This is a genomic window from Rhodopseudomonas sp. BAL398 (genome assembly GCF_033001325.1).
In the GTDB taxonomy this organism is placed as follows: domain Bacteria; phylum Pseudomonadota; class Alphaproteobacteria; order Rhizobiales; family Xanthobacteraceae; genus JARJEH01.
Genome location: NZ_CP133111.1, coordinates 3,268,969 through 3,287,445 on the forward strand (window position 1 = coordinate 3,268,969; position 18,477 = coordinate 3,287,445).

Annotated in this window: 17 protein-coding genes; 7 read left to right on the top strand and 10 right to left on the bottom strand. The window is 64.0% G+C overall.

From position 1 onward, the window contains the following. Positions 1–12 precede the first annotated feature (12 nt). Positions 13–1,650 (bottom strand): isocitrate lyase, encoded by a 1,638-nt coding sequence (locus RBJ75_RS15505; RefSeq protein WP_044416561.1) that lies wholly within the window; start codon positions 1,648–1,650, stop codon positions 13–15. A 195-nt stretch (positions 1,651–1,845) separates the two neighbouring features. Here RBJ75_RS15505 and RBJ75_RS15510 point away from each other — a divergent pair, with 195 nt between their 5' ends. The 4 genes from RBJ75_RS15510 (at position 1,846) to RBJ75_RS15525 (ending at position 6,774) form a co-directional block, all read left to right on the top strand. Beyond that, positions 1,846–3,291 carry a short-chain fatty acyl-CoA regulator family protein gene (locus RBJ75_RS15510; protein WP_044416553.1) on the top strand — a complete coding sequence of 482 codons (1,446 nt, stop codon included), beginning with the start codon at positions 1,846–1,848 and terminating at the stop codon, positions 3,289–3,291. A gap of 327 nt (positions 3,292–3,618) precedes the next feature. After that, positions 3,619–4,860: a lytic murein transglycosylase gene (locus RBJ75_RS15515; RefSeq protein ID WP_080901249.1), complete on the top strand. Its 1,242-nt coding sequence runs from the start codon at positions 3,619–3,621 to the stop codon at positions 4,858–4,860. 121 nt (positions 4,861–4,981) lie between these two features. Continuing rightward, entirely contained in the window at positions 4,982–5,485 is a 504-nt protein-coding gene (locus RBJ75_RS15520; protein WP_044417819.1) for a DUF1993 family protein, read from the top strand. 188 nt (positions 5,486–5,673) lie between these two features. Next, positions 5,674–6,774, top strand: a complete 1,101-nt coding sequence (locus RBJ75_RS15525; protein ID WP_044417825.1) for an alkene reductase — start codon at positions 5,674–5,676, stop codon at positions 6,772–6,774. Between the two features lie 114 nt (positions 6,775–6,888). Here the strand turns inward: RBJ75_RS15525 and phnE are convergent, their stop codons facing one another. The 3 genes from phnE to phnC all read right to left on the bottom strand — a co-directional run bounded on the left by phnE (position 6,889) and on the right by phnC (position 9,869). Next, a complete protein-coding gene (gene phnE / locus RBJ75_RS15530; protein ID WP_052629063.1) occupies positions 6,889–7,722 on the bottom strand; it encodes a phosphonate ABC transporter, permease protein PhnE in 834 nt (277 codons plus the stop codon). 54 nt (positions 7,723–7,776) lie between these two features. Next, positions 7,777–8,892 (bottom strand): phosphonate ABC transporter substrate-binding protein, encoded by a 1,116-nt coding sequence (gene phnD, locus RBJ75_RS15535; RefSeq protein WP_276156788.1) that lies wholly within the window; start codon positions 8,890–8,892, stop codon positions 7,777–7,779. A gap of 62 nt (positions 8,893–8,954) precedes the next feature. Then, positions 8,955–9,869: a phosphonate ABC transporter ATP-binding protein gene (gene phnC, locus RBJ75_RS15540; RefSeq protein WP_044418296.1), complete on the bottom strand. Its 915-nt coding sequence runs from the start codon at positions 9,867–9,869 to the stop codon at positions 8,955–8,957. Positions 9,870–10,060: 191 nt separating this feature from the next. Here phnC and RBJ75_RS15545 point away from each other — a divergent pair, with 191 nt between their 5' ends. The 3 genes from RBJ75_RS15545 to RBJ75_RS15555 all read left to right on the top strand — a co-directional run bounded on the left by RBJ75_RS15545 (position 10,061) and on the right by RBJ75_RS15555 (position 12,735). Beyond that, positions 10,061–10,729 carry a chloramphenicol acetyltransferase gene (locus tag RBJ75_RS15545; protein ID WP_044418302.1) on the top strand — a complete coding sequence of 223 codons (669 nt, stop codon included), beginning with the start codon at positions 10,061–10,063 and terminating at the stop codon, positions 10,727–10,729. Continuing rightward, positions 10,729–11,916, top strand: a complete 1,188-nt coding sequence (locus RBJ75_RS15550) for an alpha-D-ribose 1-methylphosphonate 5-triphosphate diphosphatase (RefSeq protein ID WP_044418298.1) — start codon at positions 10,729–10,731, stop codon at positions 11,914–11,916. The genes RBJ75_RS15545 and RBJ75_RS15550 overlap by 1 nt, the downstream gene beginning before the upstream one ends. Before the next feature lie 123 nt (positions 11,917–12,039). Continuing rightward, positions 12,040–12,735, top strand: coding sequence for a DUF1045 domain-containing protein (locus tag RBJ75_RS15555; protein WP_276156787.1), 696 nt, complete (start codon positions 12,040–12,042; stop codon positions 12,733–12,735). An 11-nt stretch (positions 12,736–12,746) separates the two neighbouring features. Here the strand turns inward: RBJ75_RS15555 and RBJ75_RS15560 are convergent, their stop codons facing one another. From RBJ75_RS15560 to RBJ75_RS15585, 6 genes are all read right to left on the bottom strand, one after another. Further along, positions 12,747–13,613 (bottom strand): energy transducer TonB, encoded by an 867-nt coding sequence (locus RBJ75_RS15560; protein ID WP_276156786.1) that lies wholly within the window; start codon positions 13,611–13,613, stop codon positions 12,747–12,749. After that, positions 13,610–14,047, bottom strand: a complete 438-nt coding sequence (gene exbD / locus RBJ75_RS15565) for a TonB system transport protein ExbD (protein ID WP_276156785.1) — start codon at positions 14,045–14,047, stop codon at positions 13,610–13,612. Before exbD ends, RBJ75_RS15560 begins: the two co-directional genes overlap by 4 nt. A 4-nt stretch (positions 14,048–14,051) precedes the next feature. After that, on the bottom strand, positions 14,052–14,852 hold the full coding sequence (exbB, locus tag RBJ75_RS15570; protein ID WP_276156245.1) for a tonB-system energizer ExbB: 801 nt from the start codon (positions 14,850–14,852) through the stop codon (positions 14,052–14,054). Positions 14,853–14,883: 31 nt separating this feature from the next. Continuing rightward, on the bottom strand, positions 14,884–15,399 hold the full coding sequence (hutX, locus tag RBJ75_RS15575; RefSeq protein WP_044410015.1) for a heme utilization cystosolic carrier protein HutX: 516 nt from the start codon (positions 15,397–15,399) through the stop codon (positions 14,884–14,886). Between the two features lie 37 nt (positions 15,400–15,436). Then, a complete protein-coding gene (locus tag RBJ75_RS15580) occupies positions 15,437–15,772 on the bottom strand; it encodes an antibiotic biosynthesis monooxygenase family protein (RefSeq protein WP_044410012.1) in 336 nt (111 codons plus the stop codon). Positions 15,773–15,916: 144 nt separating this feature from the next. After that, positions 15,917–18,163, bottom strand: coding sequence for a TonB-dependent hemoglobin/transferrin/lactoferrin family receptor (locus tag RBJ75_RS15585; RefSeq protein WP_044410009.1), 2,247 nt, complete (start codon positions 18,161–18,163; stop codon positions 15,917–15,919). Positions 18,164–18,477 lie beyond the last annotated feature (314 nt).

Consider the following 18,477-nt stretch of genomic DNA (forward strand, 5'->3'; position numbering starts at 1 on the left):
GGTCTCCTGTTGTTATCCGAATTGATTCATCGTGTTGTGGGCACCGCCGGCCTTCAGAGCGGCCTCACCGGCGAAGTATTCCTTGTGATCGTCGCCGATGTTGGAGCCGGCCATGTCCTGATGCTTCACGCAGGCGATGCCTTGGCGGATCTCCTGGCGCTGAACATTCTTCACATAACCTAGCATGCCCTGCTCGCCGAAATACTCCTTGGCAAGATTATCGGTCGAAAGAGCCGCCGTGTGATAGGTCGGCAACGTGATCAAATGATGGAAAATGCCGGCTCGCTTGGCCGAATCGGCCTGGAAGGTCCGGATCAGCTCGTCGGCTTCCATCGCCAGCGGGGTCTGGTCGTATTCCGCCTTCATCAGCTCGGCGCGGTTATACTTGCTGACGTCCTTGCCGGCCTTCTTCATCTCGTCATAGACCTGCCAACGGAAGTTGAGGGTCCAGTTGAACGACGGCGAATTGTTGTAGGCCAGCTTGGCGTTCGGCACCACTTCGCGAATCCGGTCGACCATCGCGGCGATCTGCTCGATATTCGGCTTCTCGGTTTCGATCCACAGCAGGTCGGCGCCGTTCTGCAAAGAGGTGATGCAGTCGAGCACGACGCGATCCTGGCCGGTGCCTTCGCGGAACTGGTACAGGTTGCTGGGCAGGCGCTTGGGACGCAGCAGCTTGCCGTTGCGGCTGATGATGACGTCGCCATTGCCGACTGAGGTCGCGTCGACTTCGTCGCAATCCAGGAAGCTGTTGTACTGGTCGCCGAGGTCGCCCGGCTTGTGGCTGACGGCGATCTGCTGGGTCAGGCCGGCACCGAGCGAATCAGTGCGGGTGACGACGATACCGTCTTCGATGCCGAGCTCGAGGAAGGCGTGGCGGCAGGCGCGGATCTTGGCCAGGAACACCTCGTGCGGCACCGTGACCTTGCCGTCCTGATGACCGCACTGCTTTTCGTCGGACACCTGGTTTTCGATCTGCAGCGCGCAGGCGCCGGCTTCGATCATCTTCTTGGCCAGCAGATAGGTCGCCTCGGCATTGCCGAAGCCGGCATCGATGTCGGCGATCACCGGCACGACATGGGTCTGGAAATTGTCGATCTTGGCGATCAGCTCGCTTTCCTTGGCCTTGTCGCCGGCCTTGCGGGCGGCGTCGAGCTCACGGAAGATCGCGTTGAGCTCGCGGGAATCCGCCTGACGCAGGAAGGTGTAAAGCTCTTCGATCAGCGCCGGCACCGAGGTCTTCTCGTGCATCGACTGGTCGGGCAGCGGGCCGAATTCCGAGCGCAGCGCCGCGATCATCCAGCCGGACAGATACAGATAGGTGCGATCGGTGGTGCCGAAGTGCTTCTTCACCGAAATCAGCTTCTGCTGGGCGATAAAGCCGTGCCAGCAACCGAGCGACTGGGTATATTTGGTGCTGTCGGCGTCGTAGGCGGCCATGTCGGCACGCATCAGCGCAGCGGTATAGCGCGCCACATCGAGGCCGGTCTTGAAGCGGTTCTGCAAGCGCATCCGGGCCACGGCCTCGGCTTTCACGCCATTCCACGTGTCCTTGTCCTTGAGCACGGTCTCGGCCGCTTCGATTTCGCTCTGATAGGAGGCTGGCCCCTGGATGGCCCGATCGCTGATCCCACGTGGCTGGAAGTTCATGTCCATGATCCCTTCGGTACGACAAATTCGCAATCGCGACATTCGTGACAGTGCGTTGCGAAACTACCGAGAGCTAAACGCTAGTTAGGCGATATCGTATAGACCTGTTGCGAACGAATGGTGATGTCATGTAACATCAGTACATGTAACGAATGTCATTTTGTAAATTTTGTCACAAACACTGATTGAGGCCCGATGGCGCGCGATTCCGGAAAGAAACTGTTTGTCGGTCCCAGGTTCCGCCGGATCCGCCAGCAGCTCGGCCTGTCGCAGACCCAGATCGCCGAGGGCCTCGGAATTTCTCCAAGCTATATCAATCTGATAGAGCGAAACCAGCGGCCCGTGACGGCGCAGATCCTGCTTCGGCTGGCGGAGACCTATGACCTCGATTTGCGCGACCTCGCCACCGCCGACGAGGACCGCTTCTTCGCCGAATTGAACGAGATCTTCTCCGATCCCTTGTTCCGCCAGATCGACCTGCCGAAGCAGGAACTGCGCGATCTGGCCGAACTGTGCCCCGGTGTGACGCACTCCCTGCAACGGCTCTACGCCGCCTATACGGAGGCCCGGCGCGGGGAGACCATGGTGGCGGCGCAGATGGCCGACCGCGACGAGGGCGTGCGCTTCGAGGCCAATCCGATCGAGCGGGTGCGCGATCTGATCGAGGCCAACCGAAACTATTTTCCGGAGTTGGAGCAGGCCGCCGAAACCCTGCGCGACGAACTCAACGTTACGGCGCAGGACCTGTTCGTGGCGCTGAGCGAGCGGCTGCGCGAACGCCATTCGATCGTGACCCGGATCATGCCGGTCGACGTGATGCGCGAAACGCTGCGACGGTTCGATCGGCATCGCCGGCAATTGCTGATCTCGGAGCTGATCGACGGCCCCGGCCGCGCCTTCCAGATCGCGTTCCAGATCGGCATCACCGAATTCGGCAGCGTGTTCGACGCCATCGTCAACCGCGCCGGCGCGCTCGACGAGACCTCGCGGCGCTTGTACCGCATCACGCTGGCGAACTACTTCGGCGCCGCCATCATGATGCCTTACGCCGCGTTCCATGCCGCCGCCGAGACGCTGAGCTACGACGTCCATGTGCTGGCGCAGCGCTTCAATGCCGGCTTCGAACAGGTCTGCCACCGGCTGACCACGCTGCAACGGCCCAATGCCCGCGGCGTGCCGTTCTTCCTGCTGCGGGTCGACAATGCCGGCAACGTCTCCAAGCGGTTTTCCTCCGGCACCTTCCCGTTTTCAAAATTCGGCGGCACCTGTCCGCTGTGGAACGTGCATTCGACCTTCGACACGCCGGACCGGCTGTTGAAACAGGTAATCGAATTGCCCGACGGCAGCCGCTATTTCTCGATCGCCCAGATGGTGCGCCGCCCGGTGGCGCCGCATCCGCAGCCGCAGCCGCGCTTCGCGATCGGGCTCGGCTGCGAAATCCGCCACGCCGCCAAGCTGATCTATGCCGGCGGCATCGATCTCGACAAGGCCGAGGGCACCCCGATCGGCGTCAATTGCCGGCTATGCGAACGCGAGAATTGCAGCCAGCGCGCCGAGCCGCCGATCACCAGGACGCTGATCCTCGATGAGAACACAAGGCGGGCGTCGAGCTTCGCGTTCACCAATGCGCGGGAGCTGTGAGAGTCTGACTCAAAAACAAGCCAATCAAATCGAGCTTGATGTCGTCATTGCGAGCCGAGGACGGCGCATCGCGCCGTCCGACTGCGAAGCAATCCAGCAACATCAAGCAAGGGCTGGATTGCTTCGTCGCAAGTGCTCCTCGCAATGACGACCTTAAAGGCTTCGTTTTGTTGACCGATTTTTCAGTCAGGCTTTAAGGGTGCGGCAGACCGGATATCGGCGTCGCGGCCGGGGTTGACCCGGCACCCCATCCAAACAACAGTCGGGCCCGATTCAATTGGATGAATGGCCGGATCAGATCCGGCCATGACTTTGTGGGAGACCGATATGCCGCGGCAGATTTCAACGCTCCGAGTGAAGCGCCACCTTGCAGCGGCGATAACCGCCGTCGCCGTGCTTTCCGCCTCGCCTTCTTTCGCCCAGCGTGGCGCCTCCTGCCATAATGGCCAGAGCTTCGGCCAGTTTCTCGCGGGGCTTGAACAAAAGGCCATCGCCGCCGGTGTGTCGCAACGGGCGATCGCGGCGGCGGCGCCGAGCCTGGTCTACGACCAGGGCATCGTCAATCGCGACCGCGGCCAGCGGGTGTTCGGCCAGATCTTCAGCGTGTTCGCCGGGCGGATGGCCTCGGAATCGCGCCGGGTGCGCGGCCAGAAACTGATCAAGCAATACGCCCAGTCCTTCGCCCGCGCCGAGAAGCAATATGGCGTGCCGCCGGAAGTGATCACCGCGTTCTGGGCGCTGGAGAGCGATTTCGGCGCGGTGCAGGGCAAGCTGCCGACGCTGCGCTCGCTGGTGTCGCTGGCCTATGATTGCCGCCGCTCGCAGATGTTTCAGGACGAGACCATCGCGGCGCTGAAGATCATCGACCGCGGCGATCTGCGGCCGTCCGAGATGATCGGCTCATGGGCCGGCGAACTCGGCCAGACGCAATTTTTGCCGACGCATTATTTCAACTACGCGGTCGATTATGACGGCGACGGCCACCGCGACATGCTGCACAGCGCCCCCGACGTGATCGGCTCGACCGCCAACTACATCGCCACCGGATTGAAATGGCGGCGCGGCGAACCGTGGCTGCAGGAGGTACGCGCGCCGCAAGACCTGCCATGGGATCAGGCCGACCTCACCATCAAGCATCCGCGCGCCAAATGGGCGCAATGGGGCGTCAGCTATCCGAACGGCAAACCGCTGCCGAATGACGACATGCCGGCGTCATTGCTGCTGCCGATGGGGCGACACGGGCCGGCGTTCCTGGCCTATCCGAATTTCGACGCCTATACCGAATGGAATAACTCGCTGATCTACGCCACCACCGCGGGCTATCTCGCCACACGGATCGGCGGCGCGCCGCCGATGCAGCGGCCATCGCGGCAGGTCGAACAATTGTCGTTCAACCAGATCCGCCAATTGCAGACATTGCTGGAGCGCGCCGGCCATGACGTCGGCAAGATCGACGGCATCCTCGGCCAGCAGACCCGCAGCGCCGTGAAGACGATGCAGATGAAATACGGGCTGCCGGCGGATTCCTGGCCGACCGCCGAATTGCTGGCGCGAATGGGCGGGCGCTGACGGCGCTCGAATTGTCGCGCTTGGCCAAGCCGAGTGGTTGATTCCGGGCTGGCGCTCCCCAGATCCATGCAGCAGCATCTTTCTTCCCCCGCTGCGCCATCCCGTTTGAAACGAGCAACCCATGTCCTTTTACGATTTCACCGTGCCGGCCTATTTGCAGATGCTCGGCAGCCTGTCCGCCAGCCTTACCAAGGCCGCGGCCTATGCGGCCGCCCGAAAGATCGAGCCGGCGACACTGCTTGGCACGCGGCTGTTTCCCGACATGCTGCCGCTGAGCCGCCAGGTTCAGCTGGCCTGCGACTATGCCACCAAGGGCGCCGCCCGCCTCAGCGGCAGCGAGGTGCCGGTCACGCCCGACACCGAAACCAGCTTTGACGAATTGCAGCAGCGCATCGCCAAGACGGTCGACTATCTGAAGGGCTTCAAGCCGGCGCAATTCGACGACGCCGCCGTCCGCCAGATCACCTTCCCGAGCGGCCCGGCCAAGACCACCACCCTCACCGGTCAGCAGTTTCTCAGCAATTTCTCGCTGCCGAACTTCTATTTCCATGTCAGCATTGCGCACGGCATCCTGCGCATGAGCGGCATCGACGTCGGCAAGCACGATTTCCTCGGCGCGAACTGAGCCACCAACGGTGATCGCGGCCTTCACCCCACAGGGGCCGAAGGCCGCGATCACGCCGAATTGTGCCATTTCGGCACGGCATTTTGCGGATTAATCATGCAATCGCATGTATTTTCGTGCGGGTCATTGTGGTCCGTCGCTGCGATGCACAACTGACCATCATCAGCCATTTTCCCGGAACCAAACCCATGAGCACTGCAAGCAAACTGTTCGACGCCTATCAACTCGGCCCGATCGCCCTGTCCAACCGCACCGTGATGGCCCCCCTGACTCGCAACCGCGCCGTCGAGGGCTTCGTGCCCAATCCGCTGGCGATCGAATATTACGCCCAGCGCGCCTCCGCCGGGCTGCTGATCACCGAGGCCAGCCAGATCTCGCAGCAGGGCCAGGGCTATCAGGACACCCCCGGCATCTACTCCAAGGAGCAGATCGCCGGCTGGAGCAAGGTCACCGACGAGGTGCACAAGCGCGGCGGCAAGATCTTCATTCAGCTGTGGCATGTCGGCCGGATCTCCCATGTCGATCTGCAGCCCAACCACGGCGCGCCGGTGGCGCCCTCGGCGATCCGCGCCAACACCAAGACTTTTGTCGGCGGCACCTTCGCTGACGTCTCCGAGCCGCGCGCGCTCGAACTCGCCGAACTCCCCGGCATCGTCGACAGCTTCCGTCAGGCCGCCGCGAATGCGATCGCAGCCGGCTTCGACGGCGTCGAGATCCACGGCGCCAATGGCTATCTGCTCGACCAGTTCGCCCGTGATAGCAGCAACAAGCGCACCGACAATTATGGCGGCTCGATCGAGAACCGCGCCCGGCTGATGATCGAGGTCGCCGCCGCGGTGGCCAAGGAAATCGGCGCGGAGAAAACCGGCATCCGGATTTCGCCGGTGACGCCCGCCAATGACGTCTCCGACAGCAATCCGCAAGCGCTGTTCGATTACATCGTCGATCAGCTCAATGGTTTGAAGCTGGTCTATATCCACGTCATCGAAGGCGCCACCGGCGGCCCGCGCGACAATCTGTCGTTCGACTATGCGTCGTTGCGCAAGCGTTTCGCCGGCACCTATATCGCCAATAATGGCTATGACCTGGCGCTGGCCAACAAGACGCTCGACGCCGACGCGGCCGATCTGATCGCGTTCGGCAAGCCGTTCATCGCCAATCCGGATCTGGTCGAACGCCTCAAGCGCGGCGCGCCGCTGAACGAGCCCGACAAGGCCACGTTCTATGGCGGCGGCGCCAAGGGCTACACCGACTACCCGGTGCTGGACTCGCTGCAGGCGGCGCAATAGCGAACAGCCGCGGTCGTCATTGCGAGCGCAGCGAAGCAATCCAGGGGCGTCACACGGCGCACTGGATTGCGTCGTCGCTGCGCTCCTCGCAATGACGGCGTCGAACATATGCGATCACACCAGCGCCTTGCGGATGCGGGCGCTGACCAGATCGAGCAGCATCACGGTCACCACCACGATGATGATCTGCGCCGCGGTCTCGGCATATTGAAAGCTGCGGATGCTCTCATACAGCGTCTGACCGATGCCGCCGGCGCCGACGATGCCGAGCGTGGTGGCGGAGCGCACATTGGTCTCGAGCCGATACAGCGTGAACGAACTCCACAGCGGCATCACCTGCGGAATCACGCCGAAGATCACCTCCTGCACCCGCACCGCGCCGGTGACGCGAATGCCCTCGACCGGCCGCGGATCAACCTGCTCGACCGCTTCGGAAAACAATTTGGCGAACACGCCGAGATTGTGCACGAACAGCGCCATCACCCCGGCGAACGGCCCCAGCCCCACCGCCACCACGAACAACAGCGCGAACACGATTTCATTGATGGCGCGGCAGGAATCCATCAACCGGCGCACCGGCTGCACGATCCATTGCGGGCAGACATTGGACGAGGACAGAATCGAGAACGGGATGCCGAACACCACCGCCAGCGCGGTGCCCCACAGCGCGATCTGGATCGTCACCACCATGTCGGCGAGGTAGGAATCCCAATGGTGGAAATTCGGATTGAGAAAGGCGCTGCCGAATTCGGCCATGTTGCGCCAGTCGGTGACCAGCGCCGAGACGCGAAACATTTCGGCCGGATTCCAGCTCCAGGCCAGCAGGCCGGCGAGCAGCAACCAGCCGAGCCAGCCGCGCACACGCCGCGCCAGCGAATAGCTCGGTACGACGAAGCGCGGCGCCGCGGGCGCGGCCGGATGATCGTGGGGGGCGATGGTGTCTGTCATGTTTCAATACGCAGAAGGGCGCCGGACGCGCGCGTCCGGCGCCCTTCTTAGGCGTTAGTTGCTCGGCGTCGAGGCGACGTTGGCGGCGAATTCGGCGATCAGCGTCTTCAGCTTGGCCTGATCGCCAGCCTTGTCGGCCGCGACGAAGGCGTCGACCTGCTGCTTGAACGCGCCGTGCTCGGCCTTGTCGGCGGCGTCCTGGAACTGCTTGATCTCGGCCTGCAGCGGCTCGATCTGGGCGGCCTTCTCGGCGTCCGACAGCTTGCTGTCGCCCTTGATCTTCATGATCGCCTTGTTGTTTTCAAGGATACGGATCGGCAACAGCTGGTCATTCGACGACGGCTTGAACGGCGCCCATTGCAGGCCGGCCAGCACCTTCTTGGCGTCCGCAATGTCGTCCGGGGTGCCGACGCGGCCATAGCTCATCAGCCAGGTGTAAAGCTTGGTCTTGACGCCCGGCTCCAGATCCTTGCGCCACACCAGCGGATCGCTCGGGATCAGCGGCGAGGTCCAGATCACACGGATGTCCTTGCGGGCGTCCGGCGCGGTGACTTCGAGGCGGCGCAGATTTTCGCTGTTGTTGGTGGCGACGTCGAGTTGCTTGTGGGCGACCGCCATCGCATTGGCCTCGTGCGAGGCATTGCGCAGCGTCTTGAAGCACTGCTTCGGATCGATGTTCTTGGCGGCGAAGATGTAGCTGGTCGGAACCAGGAAGCCCGAGGTCGAATTCGGGTCGCCGATGCCGAAATCGATCGACTTGTCGCATTTCAACACGTCGTCGAGATTCTTGATCGGCGAATCCTTGTTGACGATCAGATGCGACCAATAGCCCGGATTGCCGTCGGAATCGACCGACTGGGCGAAAATCTCGCCGCCGGAGCGGTTGGTGGCTTCCATCGCCGATTTGTTGCCGAACCAGGCCGCCTGCACCTTCTTGAAGCGCATCGCCTCGATCACGCCGGCATAGTCGGACGCGTAGTAACCGTTGATCTTGAGGCCGGTGCCCTTGGCCATCGCGGCGAAATAGGGCTCCCAGATGGTCTTGAGATTGGTGCTCGCCTCGGTGGCGATGACACCGAAATTGATTTCATTGGTCTCGGCACGGGCAACCGATACCGAAAGGCCGGCGGCCACGGCCAAGGCCGTGCCGATCAGGGCTAGCTTACGCATGTCGCTTCTCCAGATTGAGTTTGGTACTTCATCACGGGCAAAGTCAGGTGCGGCTCGCAAATCTATGCGGACAGCCGCTCGTAATTAGCCATCGGCTGTTTCGCCTGTGCGACGGCAGCCATCATGGCTGGCGGCGGCAATGCGTCGGCGGCAGCCGATGGCGCAGCCGGCGCCTGTCCTTCGAACGACGGCAGGAACAATTCCGCGCATTCGGCGCCATAGATCTCGTTGAGAAAGGCCGGCGTCAACGCGGTCGACGGGCCGTCATAGACCACCTTGCCGGCGCGCAGCGCTATGGTGCGGGGGCAGTATTTCAGCGCGTATTCGACCTGATGCAGCGAGATCAGCACGGTCAGTCCGTCATTGCGGTTCATGTCGGCGATCAGGTCCATCACCCGGCGAGCCGACGCCGGATCGAGCGAGGCGATCGGCTCATCGGCGATCAGCAATTCGGCGCCCTGGACCAATGTGCGGGCGATCGCCCCGCGCTGCTGCTGGCCGCCGGACAATTCGCTGGCGCGGCGCAGCGCGTGTTCGGCGATCCCGACCCGCGCCAGCGCCTGCATCGCCTTGCGCTTATCGTGGTCGCTGAAGCGGCCGAGCGTGCCGCGCAACACCGGCAACTGCCCGAGCAGCCCGAAACACACATTGGTCAACAGCGACAGCCGCGGCACCAGATTGAATTGCTGAAAGATCACACCGATACGCACCCGCAGCGCGCGATTGCTGCTGAGCCGGCCGGCGCGCTGGATCGGATCGCCCATCATGTCGATTTCGCCGCCATGGTGCTTGTTGCCGTCGATCGGGATCAGGCCGGCAATGGCGCGGATCAGTGTCGACTTGCCGGATCCGGAGGCGCCGATCAGCGCCACCATCTCGCCGCGCGCCACCGACACCGACACATCGTCCAGCACGGCAAGCCCGCGCTGAAACGACTTCGAAATCCTTCTGGCATCGATCACGGCGTGCGAAGTCAAACCGACCCCTCCAGTTGCTATCGCAATCGCTAACAACGCCGCATGACATTGCGATGAATGACCGGATCGTCGTCCACGAATTTCGCGTCGACGAGACCATCGCGATCAACCGATCGTCATGTCTTCGTAATGATAATGTCACCAAGCCCGCCGATGACCTGCGGCGACATTCATCCCGTGCGGAAGCTGACATGGCCGGCCACAAGCTATCGACGACACCAACCATCGATCCCTCCGCGCGCCTGACCGATTCGACACTCGGGGCCTATTGCGAAGTCGGCGCGCGCACCTCGCTGCTGGAAGTGACGATGGGCAACTACTCCTATGTGGTCAATGACAGCCAGATCGCCTATGCGACGATCGGCAAGTTCTGCTCGATCGCCGCGATGACGCGGATCAACCCCGGCAATCATCCGATGCAGCGCGCCTCGCAGGCGCATTTCACCTATCGGGCCAGCGCGTATTTCGAGGGCGAGTGCGACGACGCGGCGTTCTTCGACTGGCGATGCCAGCATCACGTCCATATCGGCCACGACGTCTGGATCGGCCATGGGGCGATCGTGCTGCCCGGCCGCAATATCGCGACCGGCGCGGTGGTCGCCGCGGGCGCGATCGTCACCAAGGACGTGCCTGCCTATACGATCGTAGCCGGCAACCCGGCCCGAATCATTCGGCGGCGATTCTCCGAATCCACCGCCGATCGGCTCGCGGCGCTGGGCTGGTGGGACTGGGATCACGAGATTTTGCGGATGGCCTTGCCGGATTTTCGCGATCTGGCGGTCGAGGCGTTTCTCGATAAATATGCTGGCCGCCGGGAATTCGCCCGGACGCGGGTCCAGAACAAGCCTCAGGGGAACTGATGAGCGGATTTGATATTTCGGGCGGCAGGGTGCTGTATCGCAACCAGATCCGTGACCTGTCGGTGGCGGTCGCGGGCGGACAGGTGGCGGCGATCGATGCTGGCACGGGCCTCGGCCTAGCCGCACTCGATGCCGGCGACCTGCTGGTGCTGCCGGGCATCATCGACATTCACGGCGACGCCTTCGAGCGCCAGATGATGCCGCGGCCCGGGGTCGATTTTCCGATCGACGTGGCGCTGGCCGACAGCGACCGCCAGGCGATCGGCAACGGCATCACCACGGTCTTTCACGCCACCACCTGGTCATGGGAGCCCGGCCTGCGCAGCGGCGCCAATGCCGAGCGGCTGCTGAGCGCAATCGAGACCATGCGGCCGCACCTGGCCGCCGATACCCGCTTCCATCTGCGCCACGAGACCTACAATCTCAAAGCCGAAGCCACCATCAAGCAATGGATCGCCGCCGGGCGGATCGACCTGCTGGCGTTCAACGATCACACCGATCTGGCCAGCATGGAAAAGCCGGCCAAGCGCGCCCGCATGGTCGAGCGCAGCGGCGTCAGCCATGACGAATTCGACCGCATCGTTGCCGAGGTGTCGGCGCGTCACCATGAGGTGCCGGGCTCGGTGGCGCGGCTGGCCGAGGCGGCACGCGCCGCGCGGCTGACGATGCTGTCGCATGACGACGACACGCCGGAATTGCGCCAGGCGTTCCGCGCGCAGGGCGTCACCATCGCGGAATTTCCGGTCAATGAGGAGACCGCGCGCGAAGCCGCGCAAGGCGGCGACTTCATTGTGTTCGGCGCGCCCAATGTGGTGCGCGGCGGCAGCCATACCGGATGGACCAAGGCCAGCGACATGATCGCCAAGGGGCTGTGTTCGGTGCTGGCCTCCGACTATTACTATCCGGCGCCGCTGCTGGCGGCGTTCCGGCTGGCGGCCGATGGCGTGCTGGCGCTGCCGCAGGCCTGGGCGCTGGTGTCCGCCGGCCCGGCCGCGGCGACGGGCCTGACCGATCGCGGCGAAATTGCCGTGGGGCGACGCGCCGACATCGTGCTGGTCGACGACAGGGTCGCGCTGCGACCGCGCGTCATCGCGGTGATCAGCGGCGGAAGGCTGGTGCATTTGACCGACGCCGATCGGCTGGTCGGCACGCAAAGCGCGCGGCGCGCCGCATTGGCGAATGCGTGACGCAACGCTCAAGCGTTTTCGCGCGAAGTGGGGACCGCTTCGCGTTAAGACAACGCCTCAAAACAAGAAACGAGGATTCCGGTTCTGATTCTATCAGAACCGGAATTGCTCTAGTCTGGATCGATGTCGAAATATCCCCGTTACGCCATCTATTATGTGCCGGCCCAGGACGATGCGCTGTATCGCTTCGGCGCCGAGCTGCTCGGCTATGACGCCTTTGGCGGCGACAGCCTGCCGTTTCCCGACGGCGTGGTCGCACGCGTGCCCGATTGGCGCGAATTGACCCGGGAGCCGCGGGTCTACGGCTTCCACGCCACGTTGAAGCCGCCATTTTCGCTGCTGCCCGGCACCAGCGAAGCCGAATTGCGCGCGGCCTGCGCGACCTTCGCCGCCATGCCGCGTCCAATTCCGGCGATCGTGCCCGTGGTCGATGCGATCGACGGCTTCATGGCCGTGCTTCCGGCGGCGCCCTCGGATGCGCTCAAGACGCTGGCCCAGGCCTGCGTCGAAACCTTCGACGGTTTTCGTGCGCCGCTGAGCGCGCAGGACCGGGCACGACGCAAGCCGGAGGCTTTGACCGCAACCCAGCTCGATCATCTCGATCGCTGGGGATATCCTTATGTGATGGATGAATTCCGCTTCCACATGACGCTGACCGGCCGGTTGCCAGTGGAGCGCCGCGCCGCGCTGCTGGCACTGCTGCGGGAGCATTTTGCCGCGCTCGATCTGGCCGAACTGACGCTCGACCGCATCGGCCTGTTCCGTCAGGACAGCGCCACCACGCCGTTCCAGGTGATCGGCCACTTCGCGCTGCGCTGACGCGCGGCCAATTACCTGATCGCGAAGCGGATCGGGACGGTGAAGCTCACCGAGCCCTGCCGCATCTCCGCCGGGAATGACGGAAACGGCTGGGCCCGGCGCACCATCGCCAGCGTTTCGGCGTCGAGCGACGAATAGCCCGACGAGCCGACCAGCCTGGCGCCGAGCACCCGACCATTGCGACCGAGCGTGAAGCTCAATCGGACAGTGCCCTGCTGCCCCGCGGCCTTGGCGCCGGACGGATATTGCTTGTAGCGCTGCAGATGCGCGGCGACGCGCTGGTTAAAGGACGCCATCGCGGCAGCAGAGGCGCCCGCGGTCGGAGCCGAGGCCGCCCGTCCGCGCTGCTCGGCGCGCGGCGGCGCGCTGGTGCGCGGTGCCGGCGGTTGTCGCGACGGCGGTTTGACCTTCTGCTTCGGCCTTGGCTTTGGCATCTCGACCGGCTCGGCCTCGACCGGCTCGACCTTGGTGGGCTCCACTTTCGCGGGCTCGGTTTTGACGGGCTCGGGCGGGGGCGGCTGGACCTTCTGCTCCGGCGGCGCCTCGACCTCCGGTTTCTCCTGCACCGGCGTCGAGGGGATCTGTTCGGGCTCGACCGGCGGCGGCTTCACCGGCTCGGGCGGCGGCGCGGTGTCGTCGGCCTGCTGCATCTGCGGCCCCGGCGCGACGTCGAGCGGGGTCGGCGCTGGCGCCGACGATGAAGGCGCCAGATCGACCATGATCGCCGGAATCTCGACACCGGCTGCCTCTGGCTGCTGATACCAGGCCAGGCCAGAGGCGATCAGCCCGACATGAATCCCTACGATGGCCGCCGCGGAGGCCGTCCAGCGGATCAGCCCGGCATGATCGGGTCTGTCATGCAGCGTAAAGGCGTTCATTGCGGCGCGCTGCGTGCGTCGAGCCCGACCAGGGCGATCTTCAGATAGCCGGCGTCGCGTAGCAGGTTCATCACCTCCATCAGGTCGCCATAGCTCACCACCTTGTCGGCGCGCAGGAAGATCCGCTCGTCCTTGTTGCCCTTGGTGGCGGTCGCCAGCGTCTCACCGAGCGCGTCGCGCGTGGTGACGTCCTCCCCGACGGCGAGCGACAGATCCGGTTTCACCGTGACGAACACCGGCTGATCCGGCCGCTTTTGCGGCTGCGCGGCGCTGGCCGGCAGGTCGACGCCGATATCGACGGTGGCCAGCGGCGCCGCCACCATGAAGACGATCAGCAGCACCAGCATCACGTCGATGAACGGCGTGACGTTGATCTCATGGGCCTCGACCAGATCGTCGTCGCGGCCGGCCCCGCCGCCCAGCCTGATCGCCATCGCCCTACTCCGCCGCCCGCACGCGCCCGTGCTGCGGCCGGCTGCTTTCGCGGCTGACCAGCAGCAGCACCTGCGCAGAGGCGTCGCCCAGCAGCGCCCGATAGGCGCCGATCTGGCGCACCAGTACGTTGTAGATCACCACCGCCGGAATCGCCGCCACCAGACCCAAAGCGGTGGCGAGCAGCGCTTCGGCGATGCCGGGCGCCACCACCGCAAGATTCGTCGTATGCGCTTCCGAGATGCCGATGAAGGCGTTCATGATGCCCCACACCGTACCGAACAGGCCGACAAACGGCGCCACCGCGCCGATCGTCGCCAGAACGCCGGTGCCGCGCGCGATCCGCCGCGACATCGCAGCCTCCACCCGCTCCAGCCGCAACGCCACGCGCTGCTTGAAATCATCGTCAAGCTGCCAGGCGGACAGGGTGGCCTCGCGCGCCGCCGATTGCACCAATTGCGCCACCGCGTCGCGCGCCTCGCCGCTGTTATCGGCAACCTGCGCCAGCGTGGTGTCGGTTTCCAGCAGCGTCAGCCGCTGCCGTGCTTGCCTGGTGGCGCGGCGCAATTCGATCGATTTCGACAGCCACACCGTCCAGGTCGCCAGCGACGCCACCGCCAGCCCGACCATCACCGCGCGCACCACGATGTCGGCGCCGACGAACATCCCCCAGGGCGACAGGTTGTGCGGCAGCAGCGCGGCGTCGACCGCCGCCTGACTGGCGCCCGGCAGCGCGACGACACAGAGGGCGATCGCACCGCCGGTGAGGAAACGACAAAAGCGGCGATCGATACGGGGTGATTGCATGATTTACTCGTGAGCGCTGTTGCGCGGTTGACTAGACGGTTACCGGCTGACTGATCTTATCCGCCAGCGCGTTGAAGCGCGCGAGCTGATCGCCGCGCAAGGCATGGGCCTCGTCGCGGCCGACGAACACTTTGAACATGATGCCGCCATCGACGTTGAGAAACGCGATGAAGGCGGTGGCCTTGCCCATGAACGGCCGCTCGATGAACGCCACCGCGGCGCAACGCTCGTGCCGCAAATGACCATGCAGCCCCTTGGGCTGCATCAGGTTGAAATAGCCACGGCCGATTTCGCCGGGCGGGATCGCGCCGGTGAATTCGAAGATCGCGTCATCGGTGTGGACGATCAACGTCACCTCGCCCCATTGCGCGATGTCCTGCATCGCCGCCGCGAAGGAAGCGCCGGCGGCGAAGCGGGCCATGCCGGAAGGCAGCGCCTCGAGCACCGCGCGGGGCGAGACCTTGCGCTGCCGCGCCACGTCCTCAATCACCGCGTCGGCGTGATCGGCCATGTAGCTCTTCAGATCGGCAGACTCGGTACTCGGCATCGCGGGCTCCTCAGGGTTGGTGATCGCGCCGCTGCGCTCAGGCCGCGGCGCTGGATTTGCGTTCGGACTGGATCACCTCGAAGCCTTCGAATCGCGGATGCCCGAGATAGAGGCTGGGGCCGCGATCATTGCCGGCGCGGGCATGGGAGCGGCGAAACTGCTCGGACTGGGTCCAGGCTTCGAATGCGGCCTTGTCGACCCAGGTCGTGTGGGTCGAATACAGCGTGTGATCCTCGGCCACCGGACCCTTGAGCAGATGGAATTCGACAAAGCCCGGCACCTGATCGAGATAGGATTCCCGTGTCGCCCAGATCTTCTCGAATGCCGGCTCCGAGCCCGTCTTCACCTGAAACCGATTCATCGCGATGAACATCTGACTTCTCCCCCTGATCGACCTGCAAGATTGCCTGTTGAAACAACTAATCGCCTGAACCTCGATCGATCCGACGACGCGCGATCCGCGCCGGGGCATCGGCGCGGATCATCATCGGCAACATCGAGATTATATTCGTCGAAATTATGCTCCTCCAAAGTGAACCTTGACCCCGCCCTTGTAGACGATCCCCGGACCCGGACTGCTGAACAGAACGTCGTTCTGCGTGGTGCCGTCGGTCGACGAACCCGGGATCGCATAGGGCCGATAATACTGGTTGAGCAGATTATCGACCGAGAAATTCAGCGTAACGTCGCTGGTCGGCCGGTACGCTACCTGGAGGTTGACCAGGTCATACGACGTCGACGGCAGATAGCCGACCGGCAGATCGGTGTTGGCGGCGACCGACGACCATTGCGCCGAGATCGTCAGCTTGCGCTCGAGCAGCCGAAGCCCCGCCGTGGTGGTGATCTTGCGCGGCTGCACGCTGGCCAGCGCCACGCCGGTCACGGTGTTCTTGCCCTGCTGCAACTGGCCGGCGACGCCGAGGAACCAGGGACCGGCATCGTACATCGTCTCGGCCTCAAAACCCTCGATCCTGGCGTGCGGCGTGTTCTGATACTGGTAGTATTGGCTGAAGGCGCCGAACATCGTTGCCGTCGGCGTCGAGGCGACCAGATCGATATAGTCGTCGACGTCGTTGCGGAACACGTTGAACTTGGCGCGGAAACTGTCGCCCGCGGTGAACACGCTGTCATATTTCAGATTGATGCCGATTTCCTTGGTCTTGCCGACCTCCGGCCGCAGCGCGGCGTTGGGCAGGAAACAGAACAGGCCGGTGCTGCCGTCGGGGCAGGTGAAGAAGGCCGGGCCGCCGCCGGTGGCATGGGCGCCGGCGATCAAGGTCTCGGTGATCGACGGCGCACGATAGCCTTCGGCATAGCTGACATAGGGCGTGAACCCGGTGACCGGCGTCACGCCGACGGTGATCTTCGGCGACAGCCGGTCGCCGCTCGCCGTGGTCGTGCCCGAATCGAGTTCGTAATGGTCGTAACGCACCGCGCTGACCACTTCGAGCCAGCTGGCATAATTGTTCTTCAATTGCACGAAGCCGCCCGACACCGTGCGCTGGCCGCTCGGCGTGGTGATGTTGGAATTGCCGCGCTGGTCGCTGGTCCTGACATCGTCCTGGAACGCGTCGACCCCATAGGTCAGCGCGTTGCGCCAATCGCCGAAATTGAAGCGCGAGGTGTTGTTGACGTCGAAACCGATGGTGTCGATCACATAGCCGCGGGTGTCGCCGACGCAGCCGGAGATATTGTTGCCGGCGCTGCCGGGGCCGCACAGCGCCGCGCCGCTCGTGGAATAATGATAGGTCTTGGTCTGGTCGTTGTCGGTGCGGTTGCCGTAGACGCTGGCATTCCAGTTGAACAGCATGTCGTCGGGCTTGTAATATTTCCAGCTCAGCGTGCCGGTGTAATTCTTGGCGTCCGAATCATAGACCGAAGAGCCTTGATTGAGCGCGCGCTGCGCGGCGGTCAGCACCGGCCCGCGATTGAACTGGCCGACCGTGTATTGATAATCCTGGAACAGGCCGCCGAATTTGATCTCATGGCCATCGGCCGGGCGCACCGTCAGCTTCAGCAAGCCGGCGGCGATGTCATTGCCGGTGTTGCCGATCTCGGTGCCGTCGCCGTCCTTGTAATTGCCCTGGGTGCGATAGACCGCGCCGCCGAACACGTCGAAGGTCGGGTCGACCCGGACGCCGCCGAACACCGAGCCGAGGCCGCGATCATTATTGCTGCCATAGGAGCCGGTCATGTCGACGCCCCAGCGCTCGCCGGGCCGCAATACGTCGTCGATGTCCTTGGTGCGGAACGAGACCACACCGCCGATCGCGCCGGAGCCGTAGATATTCGCGGTCGGGCCGCGCACCACGTCGACGCCGCCGATCAGTTCCGGATCGAGGAAGAATGAGCCATTGGCGTTATGGCCGCTGCGCTGATAATTCTGCCGCGCGCCGTCGACCACAACGGCGACCCGTCCGTAATCCTGCAGGCCGCGGATATTGATGGCAGTGGCCGGATCGTCGCCGCGGTCCTGGAACGAGACGCCGGGCACGCTCTGGAAAATGTCGGCCAGCCGGTTCGGCTGCCGCCCCTGGATCTGCTCCAGCGTCACCACGCTGACCGGCGCCAGCGCGTCGATTGCGCGCTCCTCGGTCTTGGTGACCGCGACCGTGATCACATCGAGCGATTGCGTGATCGGCGCGCCGACCTGTGCATAGGCTTGTTCGAAAGATTGCGCATGCGCAGGCCCCACCGGCAATCCCAATGACAGGATCGATACAGACAACAACAGCGCGGACGCGCGCGCATTCAACCCCAACATGACAGCCCCAGTCCCCGTTTTGCTTGATGCGGCTGGCGTGCATGGCCCCGAAGGGCAGCTGGCTGGCTGTGAGATCCCGCTGGCAGTTGCCAACGTCTCGCAAATCTTGGTATCGGCGCACCTTGGGTGGGTCAACCTCCGTCGATCCAGATTAAAGCGATTGTAAACTGGCGCCTCGGCTCGACACGAACGGCAGCAACGGGCGGTCGGCGCAACTGATCATCGACGGCCCACGTCGGCATCCCGCAATGACAGGCCGCCGCCCGGGACCTGGTACCCGCTGTTTATATCGATTGTAAAAACGATCGCGTCCG

Bases quoted from the DNA above. Each gene is read 5' to 3' on its own strand.
- RBJ75_RS15505 (WP_044416561.1), bottom strand. From the start codon at position 1,650: ATGAACTTCCAGCCACGTGGGATCAGCGATCGGGCCATCCAGGGGCCA.
- RBJ75_RS15510 (WP_044416553.1), top strand. From the start codon at position 1,846: ATGGCGCGCGATTCCGGAAAGAAACTGTTTGTCGGTCCCAGGTTCCGC.
- RBJ75_RS15515 (WP_080901249.1), top strand. From the start codon at position 3,619: ATGCCGCGGCAGATTTCAACGCTCCGAGTGAAGCGCCACCTTGCAGCG.
- RBJ75_RS15520 (WP_044417819.1), top strand. From the start codon at position 4,982: ATGTCCTTTTACGATTTCACCGTGCCGGCCTATTTGCAGATGCTCGGC.
- RBJ75_RS15525 (WP_044417825.1), top strand. From the start codon at position 5,674: ATGAGCACTGCAAGCAAACTGTTCGACGCCTATCAACTCGGCCCGATC.
- phnE (WP_052629063.1), bottom strand. From the start codon at position 7,722: ATGACAGACACCATCGCCCCCCACGATCATCCGGCCGCGCCCGCGGCG.
- phnD (WP_276156788.1), bottom strand. From the start codon at position 8,892: ATGCGTAAGCTAGCCCTGATCGGCACGGCCTTGGCCGTGGCCGCCGGC.
- RBJ75_RS15545 (WP_044418302.1), top strand. From the start codon at position 10,061: ATGGCCGGCCACAAGCTATCGACGACACCAACCATCGATCCCTCCGCG.
- RBJ75_RS15550 (WP_044418298.1), top strand. From the start codon at position 10,729: ATGAGCGGATTTGATATTTCGGGCGGCAGGGTGCTGTATCGCAACCAG.
- RBJ75_RS15555 (WP_276156787.1), top strand. From the start codon at position 12,040: ATGTCGAAATATCCCCGTTACGCCATCTATTATGTGCCGGCCCAGGAC.
- RBJ75_RS15560 (WP_276156786.1), bottom strand. From the start codon at position 13,613: ATGAACGCCTTTACGCTGCATGACAGACCCGATCATGCCGGGCTGATC.
- exbD (WP_276156785.1), bottom strand. From the start codon at position 14,047: ATGGCGATCAGGCTGGGCGGCGGGGCCGGCCGCGACGACGATCTGGTC.
- exbB (WP_276156245.1), bottom strand. From the start codon at position 14,852: ATGCAATCACCCCGTATCGATCGCCGCTTTTGTCGTTTCCTCACCGGC.
- hutX (WP_044410015.1), bottom strand. From the start codon at position 15,399: ATGCCGAGTACCGAGTCTGCCGATCTGAAGAGCTACATGGCCGATCAC.
- RBJ75_RS15580 (WP_044410012.1), bottom strand. From the start codon at position 15,772: ATGTTCATCGCGATGAATCGGTTTCAGGTGAAGACGGGCTCGGAGCCG.
- RBJ75_RS15585 (WP_044410009.1), bottom strand. From the start codon at position 18,163: ATGTTGGGGTTGAATGCGCGCGCGTCCGCGCTGTTGTTGTCTGTATCG.